General features: G+C 71.0%; 9 protein-coding genes. 3 read left to right on the plus strand and 6 right to left on the minus strand.

Annotated features, from left to right (window positions below):
- Window positions 1-183 precede the first annotated feature (183 nt).
- Window positions 184-1,788: a glycoside hydrolase family 53 protein gene (locus AOM00_RS14720; protein WP_228373531.1), complete on the plus strand. Its 1,605-nt coding sequence runs from the start codon at window positions 184-186 to the stop codon at window positions 1,786-1,788.
- 48 nt (window positions 1,789-1,836) lie between these two features.
- On the opposite strand, the gene AOM00_RS14725 is transcribed toward AOM00_RS14720, so the two are convergent.
- From AOM00_RS14725 to AOM00_RS14750, 6 genes are all read right to left on the minus strand, one after another.
- Window positions 1,837-2,907: an ABC transporter permease gene (locus AOM00_RS14725; RefSeq protein WP_439644937.1), complete on the minus strand. Its 1,071-nt coding sequence runs from the start codon at window positions 2,905-2,907 to the stop codon at window positions 1,837-1,839.
- A 1-nt stretch (window position 2,908) separates the two neighbouring features.
- On the minus strand, window positions 2,909-3,892 hold the full coding sequence (locus tag AOM00_RS14730) for an ABC transporter permease (protein WP_062518517.1): 984 nt from the start codon (window positions 3,890-3,892) through the stop codon (window positions 2,909-2,911).
- 1 nt (window position 3,893) lies between these two features.
- Window positions 3,894-4,703 (minus strand): ABC transporter ATP-binding protein, encoded by an 810-nt coding sequence (locus tag AOM00_RS14735; protein ID WP_062518518.1) that lies wholly within the window; start codon window positions 4,701-4,703, stop codon window positions 3,894-3,896.
- On the minus strand, window positions 4,700-5,566 hold the full coding sequence (locus AOM00_RS14740) for an ABC transporter ATP-binding protein (protein ID WP_062518519.1): 867 nt from the start codon (window positions 5,564-5,566) through the stop codon (window positions 4,700-4,702). The genes AOM00_RS14735 and AOM00_RS14740 overlap by 4 nt, the downstream gene beginning before the upstream one ends.
- An 81-nt stretch (window positions 5,567-5,647) precedes the next feature.
- Window positions 5,648-7,345: an ABC transporter substrate-binding protein gene (locus AOM00_RS14745; RefSeq protein ID WP_062518520.1), complete on the minus strand. Its 1,698-nt coding sequence runs from the start codon at window positions 7,343-7,345 to the stop codon at window positions 5,648-5,650.
- 49 nt (window positions 7,346-7,394) lie between these two features.
- Entirely contained in the window at window positions 7,395-9,899 is a 2,505-nt protein-coding gene (locus tag AOM00_RS14750; RefSeq protein WP_228373532.1) for a beta-glucosidase family protein, read from the minus strand.
- Window positions 9,900-10,142: 243 nt separating this feature from the next.
- Here AOM00_RS14750 and AOM00_RS14755 point away from each other — a divergent pair, with 243 nt between their 5' ends.
- Both AOM00_RS14755 and AOM00_RS14760 read left to right on the plus strand, forming a co-directional pair.
- The gene (locus tag AOM00_RS14755) at window positions 10,143-10,787 is read left to right on the plus strand and encodes a TetR/AcrR family transcriptional regulator (protein ID WP_062518521.1); all 645 of its coding nucleotides are present in this window, start codon (window positions 10,143-10,145) and stop codon (window positions 10,785-10,787) included.
- 177 nt (window positions 10,788-10,964) lie between these two features.
- On the plus strand, window positions 10,965-12,471 hold a 1,507-nt coding region (locus tag AOM00_RS14760), incomplete at its 3' end, for a DEAD/DEAH box helicase (RefSeq protein ID WP_228373533.1).

Below are 12,471 nucleotides of genomic sequence, written 5' to 3' on the forward strand. Positions count from 1 at the left end.
GTCCCCGGCGGGTTCTGACACCCGGTCCTGCGACCGCTCTCAGCCCATGCGCGGCCCACGGAGCGGGACCGCCCGCACGGATGAGCCGCCTTTCCCCTAGGCACGGCGGCCGAACCGGTGGTAGACCTGGGAGCGCGCACAGTCAACGAGGACCGTCGCGCGACCGCATCAAGGAGGATGCCTGTGTCACCCACCCCCTACCGGCGACGTCTGGTCGCCACATTCCTCGCGCTCGCCCTCGCGGCGACGGCAGCGGGGGCCGCCGCGTCATCCGCATCGGCCGCGGCGGGCTCGATCACCAACGGCGGCTTCGAGTCGGGCCTGTCCGGCTGGTCCGTCTCCGGCACCACCTCGGCGTCGAGCGTCGTGTCCGGCGGCTCGGCCGGCTCGTACCGCCTCAACCACTACCTCGCGAGCACCGGCTCCGTGTCGACCTACCAGGCCGTGACGCTCACCGGCACGGGCTGGTGGACGTACTCGGCCAAGGTCCGCTCCGGCGGCGGGCTCGACTCCACCCGGCTCCAGGTCACCGGCTGCGGCGCGACCGAGTACCGCACCGTCCCTGACACGAACAACGGCGACGGCTGGGTCCGCATCGCGGTCTCCTTCAACGCGACCAGCACCACGTGCTGGGTGTCGCTCTACACGAACGGCTCGGCCGGCGCGTGGGCCCACATGGACGAGGCGACCCTGTCGCAGGGCAAGGTCTCCCGCACCGTCCGCGGCGCCGACCTCAGCTCCGTCATGAAGAACGAGGCCTACGGCGGCCGCTACTACACCTCGACCGGCACCAAGATCGACCCGTTCAAGTCCTTCGGCGAGGCGGGCGCGAACCTCGCGCGCTTCAAGGTGTGGGTGAACCCGGCAGACGGCTACAACACCGCCTCCAAGGTGGTGACCGCCGCCAAGCGCGCCCAGGCCTACGGCATGAAGATCATGATCGACTTCCACTACTCCGACACCTGGGCGGACCCGGGCGCGCAGGGCGTCCCCAGCACGTGGTCCGGGCAGAGCGTCTCGCAGATGACCACCTCGCTCGCGAACCACACCACCTCGACGCTCACCGCGCTCAAGAACGCGGGCGTCACGGTGGACTACGTCCAGGTGGGCAACGAGATCAACCCCGGCATGCTGTGGCCCTACGGGCAGTCGTGGGACGTGAACACCTCCGACGGCGTCACCGGCGCGCAGTGGAACAACCTCGCCGGCTTCCTCACCGCGGGCTCGAACGCCGCCAAGGCGGTGTTCCCGTCGACCAAGGTGATCCTCCACCTCACGGACATCGGCTCCGGGGTGTCGGGGCTCACGTGGTGGCTCGACCCGATCACGGCGCGCTCGGTCCCCTACGACATCATCGGGCTGTCCTACTACGGCTACTGGCACGGCGGCCTGGGCAACCTCCAGCAGGTCATCACCGGGCTGTCCTCGACCTACAACAAGGACGTGATGGTGGTCGAGACCGCCTACCCGTGGACGCTCTCCGACGACACGCCGACGTTCCAGAACGTGATCGACACCTCCGCGGAGCTGGTGACCGGCTATCCCGCCACCACCGCCGGTCAGGCCGCATGGGTGCGCGCGGTGCAGGACGTGGTCGCGGGCGCGCCGGGCGGTCGGGGCCTGGGCGTCGTCTACTGGGAGCCGGCGTGGACCGCGGTCGCGGGCAGCGGCTGGGACCCGACGGATGCGAGCTCGGGCAACGCGTGGGAGAACCAGGCGTTCTTCGACTTCAACAGCCGCCAGATCCCCGCGGCCTTCGCGACCTTCGCGAAGGACAGCTCCGACTGACGGTGGACGATGCGGGGGCCGGGGAGGCGCCTCGGCCCCCGCATCGCGTCACGGACGGGCAGCACCCTCCCCGTCCGCCCCGGCGGACGATGCGCGGCCCGTGCCCGCCGCATCGTCCCCGTCCTTGCCGGCGATCCGCACGGCGGTCACGCCGCTCGCGGTCGACAGGCCCTTCTTGCGCATCGCACGCGCCCGCTCGCCGGCGGAGCGCAGGCGCGGGTTGACGTACTCGTCGATCCCGAAGTTCACCAGGGACAGCGCCGTGCCCAGGATCGCGATGCACAGGCCCGCGGGCACGTACCACCACCAGAAGTCCGGGAACGCGCCGTTCTGCTGGGCCCAGAACAGGATGGTGCCCCAGTTGAGGTTGGTGATGGGGATGACGCCGATGAACGCGAGCGTGGTGAGCCCCAGCACCGCGGCGGTCACGGTGCCCACGAAGCTCGAGGCGATGATCGCGGTGAGGTTGGGGAGCATCTCGACCGCGATGATGCGCCACAGGCGCTCGCCGTTGGCCTTGGCCGCCTGCACGAAGTCGCGGTTGCGCAGCGACATGGTCTGCGCGCGCAGCACGCGGGCGCCCCACGCCCAGCCGGTGACCGCGATCACGGCGGAGATCAGCACGATGCTCGGGTCGTCGTACTGCGACGCCACGATGATGATGAGCGGCAGGCCCGGGATCACCAGGAACACGTTGGTGAGCGCGGACAGCGACTCGGACCGCCAGCCCGACAGGTAGCCGGCCGCGACACCGATCACCACCGCGGTGAACGTCGCGAGCACACCCGCGACCAGGCCCACCACCAGCACGCCGCGCGTGCCGTAGATGATCTGGCTGAAGACGTCCTCGCCCAGGTGCGTGGTGCCCAGCCAATGCTGCGCCGACGGCGGCTGCTTGAGCGCGGAGAAGTCCTTCTCGAGCGGGCCGTACGGCGCGATGAGGTCGCCCAGGATGGCGACGAGGGCGAACACCCCCAGGATCACCAGCCCGGTGATGGACTTCGGGTTGCGGAACATCGCGAAGGACGAGCCGAGCCGGCGCAGCGTGGTGGGCCGCTCCGGCTCGGTCGCACGCGCCTCCGAGGTCTCGGAGGTGGTGGGCATGGTCGACAGCGACATGTCAGGACTCCATCATCCGGGTGCGCGGGTCGAGCATCGCGTGCGCGATGTCCGCGAGGATGTTCGCGACCAGGACCGCGAGCGTGATGACCAGGAACAGGCCCTGCATGAGCGGCCAGTCCTTGGCGTTGGTGGCGTCGAGCAGCAGCTTGCCCACGCCGGGGTACGAGAACACGAGCTCCATCACGAGCGTGCCGCCCACGATGAAGCCGAGCGCGAGCGCGAAGCTCGACAGCTGCGGCAGCACCGCGTTGCGCGCCGCGTAGCGGGTCATCACGCGCTGCGGCGCGAGGCCCTTCGCCTCCGCCACCGTGACGTAGTCCTCGTCGAGCACCGTGATCATCATGTTGCGCATGCCCAGCACCCAGCCGCCGAGCGACGCGAACACGATGGTGAGCGCCGGCAGGGTGCCGTGCGCGATCACCTGCCCGATGAAGTCCCACGACCACTCGGGCGACGATCCCTTGTCGTACGCGTGGGAGGCGGGGAACCAGCCCAGACGCGTCGAGAAGATCGCGATGACGATGAGCCCCATCCAGAAGTACGGCACCGTCGAGAAGAACGTGGCGAACGGCACCACGTAGTCGGCTCGAGAGCCGCGCCGCCAGCCGATGAAGGCCCCCACGCCCGTGCCGATGAGGAAGCTCAGGATGGTCGCGACGCCCACCAGCCCGAGCGTCCACGGCAGCGCGGACGCGATGACCTCCGTGACCGGCGCGAGGCCCTTCGAGAAGGACCTCCCCAGGTCGCCGCTGAACAGCAGCCGCCAGTAGTCGAGGTACTGCTGGAGCAGCGACGCGTCCGAGTCGAGCCCGAACAGGGTCCGCAGCGAGTCGATCGCCTCCGGGTTGAACTCGCTCTGGTGCTTCTGCAGGTACGCGGTGATGGGGTCGCCCTTCATCATCCGCGGCAGGAAGAAGTTGATGGTGATCGCGGCCCAGGCGGTGAAGGCGTAGAACGCGAGGCGGCGCAGCAGGAATCGCACGTCAGCTCCTCGTGACGGCGCGGCCCGAGGGGTCCGCGAAGTGCTTGTCGGGGTCGGGCGAGGCGCCGCGCAGCGCACGGGTGTACTCGTGCTGCGCGCGCAGGATCACGTCGTCCGCCGGTCCTCGCTCCACCACCACGCCGTGGTGCAGCACCATGATCTCGTCGGAGAAGTGGCGCGCCGTCGCGAGGTCGTGCGTGATGTAGAGGACGCCCAGGTTGGACTCGCGCTGGAGGTCGGCGAGCAGGTTGAGCACGCCGAGCCGGATCGAGACGTCGAGCATCGACACCGGCTCGTCCGCGATGAGCAGCTCGGGCCTCGAGGCGAGCGCGCGGGCGATCGCGACGCGCTGCCGCTGACCGCCCGAGAGCTCGTGCGGGCGGCGGTCGATGGTCGCGTCAGGGTCGAGCCGCACGCGCGTGAGCAGCGCGCGGACCTCGTCCTCGACCTCGTCCGCCGGGACCACCTTGTCGAGCCGCAGCGGCCGCTCGAGGTGGTGACGGATGGTGTGGTACGGGTTCAGGGAGGCGAAGGGATCCTGGAACACCATGCGGACGCGCTGGCGGTAGCGCCGCAGCCCGGGGCCACGATGCGGGATGGGCTCGCCGTCGAGCAGCACCTCCCCGGAGGTGGCCCGCTCGAGCTGCGTGAGGATCTTCGCGATGGTCGACTTGCCGGAGCCCGACTGGCCCACGAGCGCGATGGTCTGGCCGGACGTGAGGGTGAAGCTCACGTCGTCGAGGGCGAGCATGTCGCCCGAGCCGCGGACCCGGTACCGCTTGGTGACGTTCCTGAAGTCGAGCGTGGTCACAGCGCCGCCTCCGTGGTCGTGGGCGTGCTCTCGGAGCCGCGGATGAAGTCGCCGCGCTCGCCTGTGAGGCTCGGGAAGGAGCTGAGCAGCCTCCGCGTGTACTCGTGCTGCGCGTCGGAGTAGATGTCGAGCGCGCTCGCGAGCTCCACGATCACGCCGTCCTTCATCACGGCGATGCGATCGGAGATCTCGAGCAGCAGCGGGAGGTCATGCGTGATGAAGATGACGGAGAAGCCCAGCTTGCTGCGCAGGTCCGAGATCTGCTCGAGGATCTCGCGCTGCACCAGCACGTCGAGAGCCGTGGTCGGCTCGTCCATGATCATGAGCTGCGGCCGCAACGCCATGGCCATCGCGATCATCACCCGCTGCCGCATCCCGCCGGACAGCTCATGCGGATAGCTGCGCATCCGCTCGCGGCCCACCCCGACCAGGTCGAGCAGCCCGGCGCACTCCTCGCGCCGCTCGGCGCGGCCCATCGAGGGACGATGCGTGAGGAACACGTCCTCGAGCTGGCGGCCGATGCTGGCGACGGGGTTGAGCGCGTTCATCGCGCCCTGGAAGACCATGGACACCTTGTCCCAGCGGAAGGCGCGCATCGCGTCCGCGTCGAGCGCGTTGATGTCGATGTCCTCACCGGACTCGTCGTGGAAGACCGCGCGCCCCGAGGTGATGACGGCCGGCGGCTTGAGGAGGCGCTGGATGCCGTAGGCGAGGGTGGTCTTGCCGCAGCCGGACTCCCCCGCGAGCCCGAGGATCTCGCCGCGCTGGAGCGCGAGCGAGACGTGGCGGACCGCCTCCACGGGCGGGTCGACGTCGTAGACGACGCTGAAGTCGTCGACGGTGAGAAGTGTCTCTGAGGTCACGGGTTGCTTCCTGGATCGGTGGACGGTGATGCGGCTCCGGCGGGGACGGGCGGGGATGCCCGCCCCCGCCGGAGGGATGCGTCAGCTCGCGGGCTCGAGGCTCGTGAGGATCAGCACCGCGGAGGCGATCGTCGGGTTCGGGTCCGCATACGGGTCCTCATCCGACGGCCAGCCCACGTAGTTGCGGGTGTTCCACTCGCCGATCGAGGGACGCGTGCCGACCGGGATGGTCACCACCTCGTCCACGAAGATCCGCTCGATGGTGTCCATCGCGGCCTGACGGGTCGCGTCGTCCGCCGCCTTGGCGAAGTCGTCGAGAGCCTGCGTGACCTCGGCGCTGTCGAAGCGGCCGAAGTTGTTGTTCGCGGCCTCGCCCATGGGCACCAGCCACTCCTGGCTCATCATCGACTTGTACATGTCGTACGGGGTCGCGCCGCCGTCGGTCCAGTGCAGGATCGCGTCGAAGTCGCCGATCGACTTGTCGTTCCACCACGTGTCGACGTCCGGGGTCTGGACGGTGGCCTCCACGCCGAGCGCCTTGACCGAGTCCGCGATGAGCGAGATGCCCGTGACGTAGTCGTTCCAGCCCTGGGGGACCTGGAGCTCGAAGGTGACGTTCTCGCCGTCGGGGTCCACCAGCTGGTCGCCGGACCACGTGTAGCCGGCGTCCTCGAGCACCGCGCGGGCGCCCTCGACGTCGACCGCGTAGGTCTGCCCCTGGTACTCGGAGGAGATGTACGAGTCGCCGACGGGCGTGGGAAGGCCGGTCACCGAGGTGAGCTCGGGGACGCCGCCCTCACGCGCGATCTCCGCGTGCTTGGAGCGGTCGACCACCATGTTCACGGCCTTGCGGAACGCGACATCGTCGAACGGCTTCTCCTGAAGGTTCATGTACATCGTGTCGATCGCCAGGCCCGGGGGCGCCCAGTAGATGTTGTGGTCCGCGTCCTTGTCCAGGTAGGCGCTCTGGACGTTGGGGATGAACGCCTGGGCCCAGTCCGCGTCGCCGGTCGCGAGCGCGGTGGTGAGCGCCGTGTTGTCGTTGTAGGAGACGTAGTACAGCGTCGGCACCGCCAGGTCGCCGCCCCAGTAGTCGTCCCGCGCGGTGAGCTCGACGGACTGCGTCGAGAAATTGCTGAGCACGTACGGTCCGGTGCCCACGGGGTCGAGGTTGTCGGCCGTGGCCGGGTCGTCCACCGCCTCCCAGACGTGCTTGGGGACGATGTACTTGTGCAGCACCTTGTCCTGCTTGACGAACATCGGGGTGTCGAAGGTCAGCGTGACGGTGTCGCCGTCCTGCGTGACGCCGTTGAGCCCGAGCGCAGCGGTGTCGAGCTCCGGGTGGTCGATGAACATCTGGTACGAGTACGCGATGTCGTCGGCGGTGAAGGGCTCGCCGTCGTTCCACGTCACCCCGTCGCGCGCCGTCACGGTGACCGAGGTGCCGTCCTCCGACCACGTGATGTCGGACGCGAGCCACGGCTTGACCTCGGCGGTCGGGTCGATGGTGTTGACGAACGCGAGCGGCTCGAGGATCGCGTTGATGTAGCCGAGCTTGAGGCCCGACGAGTCCCCGACCCACGGGTTGTTGGACTCGGTCGCGATGGCGCCGTCGGGCTTCGCGATGGTGAGCGGTGCGCCCGCCTGCGGCGTCGAGCCGCTGCCGCCGTCGCCCGTCTCCGACGGGTCGTCGCTGGTGCCCCCGCCGCCTGCACAGGCGGCGAGCGCGAGGGTGGTGGCCACGGACATGGCCACAAGGGAGGACTTCCTCATCCTCATGTTCTTCTCCTTCGTTGCGGCGGCCTCCCAGCCGCCATCGACCTCGTTGTCAATCCCGCACGATGCGGGCAGCCGCGTCCTCGTCGTCCCTCCTCCTCGACTCGGGCGCCTCGAGCCGGACCGCGGTGTCCAGCCGAAGATCGCGAACGGACCGTCCTGCACGGAGGCGGTACTCGCCCGCAGGCAGCACCCACGCAGCCGTCTCCGTGTCCCACACCTCGAGCCGGCGGCGCGCGACGGTGACGCGCGCCCGCACGGTCTCGCCGGGCCGCGCATGCACGGCCACGAACCCGCCGAGCCACCGGACGGGGCGCTCGTGCGCACCCTCCTGCGCCTCGACGTACACCTGCACCACCTCGCGGGACCCGCGGGTCCCCACGTTGGTCACGTCCACGTCGATCTCGAGGTCGCCCGAGCCCGTGAGGCGCGGCACCCCGACCACGTCGTAGCGCCACGACGACCACCCGAGGCCGTGACCGAACGGAGCCGCGGGCTCCGCCGCCGAGCGCTCCCACCCGCGGTAGCCCACGTGCACGCCCTCGTCGTAGCGGACGATGCCCGCGTCCGGGATCGCGTGCGGCACGGGGACGTCGGCCTCGCGCGCCGGGAGCGTCCAGGGCAGTCGGCCTCCCGGCTCGACCTCCCCCGCGAGCACATCCGCGATCGCGTGACCCGCCTCCTGGCCGGGGAACCAGGCCCACAGGACGGTGCGCGCGCGCTCGAGCCACGGGAGCAGCACCGGTGCGCCCGCGTTGACCAGGATCACCGCGTCGGGAGCGACGTCGAGCACGCGCTCCACGAGCTCGTCCTGCCGTCCCGGCAGCGCGAGCGTGGTGCGGTCCCAGCCCTCCGACTCGGACTCCTCGTTGGTACCCACGATCACCACGGCGAGCTGAGCCGCACGCGCGGCGGCGACGGCCGCGTCGATCTCCTCGTCGGCGCTCGGTCCCGGGAGCGCGTGCCGCAGCTCCCCCCGCACGAACCTCCCGTACCCACCGGCGTCGATCACCTGCAGCATGGCGACGATGTCCACGTCGCGCGGCTCGGCCACGTGAACCTCGACCTCGGCGCCCGCGGGGTTGTTCACCGACGAGTCGAGCACGCAGTCGACGCCCACCGAGGCGTCGCTCGCGGAGGCCTCGACGCCGTCGATCATGATGCGGTGGGCACCCACGGTCCCCACCGAGAGCCGATGCGTCCCGGGCTCGGTCAGCCGGACGGCGACGGTCAGCTCGACCTCCGTGGCCTCGGCGGGCACGTCGCGGAGCCAACCGTCCCAGCCGACGACCTCCTGGACACCCAGGACGCGCCCCGCATCGTCCCGATGCCGGACTCCCACGCGCCCTACCTGGAGCCGCGGGGCGAAGGCTCGCGGGTCGCCGCCGCGGGCGAGCACGATGCTCGCGTCGGGCCAGCGCGCCGCGAGGCCCTCGGCGGGTGTCACCACGTGCGCGGGGTGCACGGTCGACGAGCCTCCGCCGAGCACATGCGGTCGTAGGGCGTTCGGGCCGATGAGCGCGATTGTCGCCGGCGCCGGCCGGTCCCACGGCGCATCGTCGCCGCGCCGGAGCACCACCATCGAGGAGGCCGCGGCGCGCCGGACCAGCGCGCGCAGGTCCGCCGCATGCGTGACCGGTGCGGGGCCCTCGCCGAGCGCGCCGACGCGACCGGCGAGCAGCAGGACGCGTGCGACCTTGTCGTCGATCTCGCGCTCGGACACGCGGCCGGCGTGGACCGCGGCGAGCAGCCGCTCGCCCCACGGCCCGGCCGGACCCGGCATCACCAGGTCGAGCCCGCCGTTGGCGGCCGGCTCACCCTCGCCCGTGGCCTCCCAGTCGGAGACCACCACGCCGTCGAAGCCGAGCTCGTCCTTGAGGACGTCGACCAGGAGGTGGCGGTGCGCGGTCATGGGCGCGGACTCGACGCCGTCGTCGGCGCCGTTGTACGCGGCCATGACCGACCACACGCCGGCCTCGACGGCGTCCTCGAACGGCGCGAGGTACACCTCGCGGAGCGCCTGCATCCCCAGGCGGGAGACGTACGAGGTGCGCTCGGTCTCGGAGTCGTTGGCCACGTAGTGCTTCATGCACGCCGCGACGCCCTGGTCCTGGATGCCCCGGACCACGGTGGTGCCGATCGCGGAGGTGAGCCACGGGTCCTCGGAGAAGCACTCGAAGTGGCGTCCGCCCACGGGGGTGCGCTGGATGTTGACCTGGGGAGCGAGCACCACGTCGACGCCGTGGTCGCGCGCCTCGCGAGCGAAGGCCCGACCCACCTCGAATGCGAGCGCGACGTCCCACGTCGCGGCGATGGCGCTGGGCGTGGGGAACAGGATCGAGGTCGCGCCGTCGACGTCGCCGAGGCCGCGCACCCCCACGGGTCCGTCGGAGAAGGCGACGCCGCGCAGGCCCAGCTCGGGCAGCGCGTGGAGGCGCCACATCGTCGCTCCGGTGAGCAGCAGCACCTTGCGCTCGAGGGGGAGGGCGCGTGCGAGCACGCGGCAGCCCTCGAGCGTGGCGTGGGCCTCGCGTGCGTCCAGCGACGGCAGTGTCACCAGGTTCTCCTCTTCGTCGAGCAGATCGGGTCGCCCCGGTCGATGTCGGGTAACTTACTGTGCTGTCAGTAACTAAATCAAGCCGGGGCTGCGCGTGTTGCACAACCGTGACCATCGGAGCGTCGACCAGGCGCGACGAGGCACGTGCGTAGACTCGGGCGTGACCTGGCTGGACGGACGGCCCCCGGCGACCGATGCAGGTCGCCCGGGCACGCCCCGCCCGGACAGGAGCCGAGGGAGACCATGACGACCACGAGACGAGCCTCGAAGCCGCGACCGGAGACGCTCGCGCGGCGCCGCGAGATCCTGCGCGCCGCGCTCGAGATCTTCGGGTCCAAGGGCTACAACAACGGCCCGCTCGTGGAGATCGCCGAGCAGGTCGACATGACCCACGCCGGGATCCTCCACCACTTCGGATCCAAGGACCGGCTGCTCGTCGAGGTGCTGCGCTACCGCGACGAGACCGATGTCGAGGGCATCGAGGGCCAGCACATCCCCGACGGCACCGAGCTCTTCCGCCACCTGGTGCGGACGGCCTTCGCCAACGAGGAGCGCCCCGGCATCGTCCAGGCGTACGCCGTCCTCTCCGCGGAGTCGGTCACCGACGGCAACCCCGGCCGCGAGTACTTCGAGCAGCGCTACACGCAGCTGCGCACCGAGGTCGCGCAGGCCTTCCGCGTCATGTGCGAGGAGCGCGGCATCGACGCGCCCGCGACCATCGACCGCGCGTCCGCGTCCGTGCTCGCGGTGATGGACGGCCTCCAGGTCCAGTGGCTGCTCGACCGCGCCAACGTCGAGCTCGCGGAGACGAGCGCGTTCGCGATCGAGGCGATCGTGACGGCGGTGCTCGATCCGCGACCCTCGCCGCTCGCGCCCGACGCGCCCTGACCTGGGGTCCTATCGCTACGGCACCCTGCGCCGGTACACTGTCATGCGACCTGGGCTGACCGGTCGTCATGTGAAACGCGGTACCGCTGAAGACAGCGACGAGCCGCTCTGAGGATGATTCGCGATCGGCTGCCCGCCGTACGGGCGCCTTCGCGCCCCAGACTCCCTCGGAGCACCATGACTGAGACGCACGCCAGCGTGCAGGCGCACGACACCACGTTCGCCGACTACAACGTCGACCCTCGCATCGTCGAGGCGCTCGCCGACAAGGGCATCATCAGCCCCTTCCCCATCCAGGCGATGACCCTGCCGGTCGCCCTCTCGGGCCACGACATCATCGGCCAGGCCAAGACCGGAACCGGCAAGACGCTGGGCTTCGGCATCCCCGCGCTCCAGCGCACCGCCGCCCCCGGCGAGGACGCCTACGAGCTGCTCGGCGACGCCAAGGGCAAGCCCCAGGCGCTCATCGTCGCGCCGACGCGCGAGCTCGCCGTCCAGGTCGCCAACGACCTCGAGGCCGCGTCGCGCAAGCGCGCCGTGCGCATCGTGCAGATCTACGGCGGCCGTGCCTACGAGCCGCAGATCGAGGCGCTCCAGAAGGGTGCGGACGTCATCGTCGGCACGCCTGGCCGCATGATCGACCTGCTCAACCAGGGCCACCTGGACCTCCGCTTCATCAAGACCGTGGTGCTCGACGAGGCCGACGAGATGCTCGACCTGGGCTTCCTCCCCGACGTCGAGAAGCTGCTCGCCGCGACCCCCGCGTCGCGCCACACCATGCTGTTCTCGGCGACGATGCCCGGCGCGGTCGTCGCCCTCGCGCGCCGCTACATGACGCAGCCCACGCACATCCGCGCGGCGGACCCGGACGACGACGGCGCCACCGTGAAGGCCATCAAGCAGGTGGTCTACCGCGCCCACGCGCTCGACAAGGTCGAGGTCCTCGCGCGCCTGCTGCAGGCCAACGGCCGCGGCCTCACCGTGGTGTTCGCGCGCACCAAGCGCACCGCCGCGAAGGTCTCCGACGAGCTGCGCGAGCGCGGCTTCGCGGCCGGCGCCATCCACGGCGACCTGGGCCAGGGTGCCCGCGAGCAGGCGCTCCGCGCCTTCCGCTCCGGCAAGATCGACATCCTGGTCGCGACCGACGTCGCGGCGCGCGGCATCGACGTCACCGACGTCACGCACGTGGTCAACTACCAGTGCCCCGAGGACGAGAAGACGTACCTGCACCGCATCGGCCGCACCGGTCGCGCGGGCAAGACCGGCACCGCCGTGACGTTCGTCGACTGGGACGACGTGCCCCGCTGGTCGCTCATCGACAAGGCGCTGGACCTCGGCTACCCCGAGCCCCAGGAGACCTACTCGAGCTCGCCGCACCTCTTCACGGACCTCGACATCCCCGAGGGCACCAAGGGCCGTCTGCCGCGCGACAAGCGCACCCGCGAGGGGCTCGAGGCGGAGACGCTCGAGGACCTGGGCGAGACCGGCAAGCACACCGGCGGCTCCGGCGCGGGGCGCTCGGGCGGCCAGGGTGGCCGTTCCGGCGGTCGCGGCCAGGGCGGTCGTGGCGGCTCGGGCTCCGGCGAGGGCTCGCGTGAGGGCGGCTCCGGCCGCAGCCGCAACCGCCGCCGCTCCGGCTCGGGTGCAGGCTCCGGCTCCGCCGAGGCCTCCGCGCCCCGTGAGC

The organism is Demequina gelatinilytica (genome assembly GCF_000971115.1).
Lineage (GTDB): Bacteria > Actinomycetota > Actinomycetes > Actinomycetales > Demequinaceae > Demequina > Demequina gelatinilytica.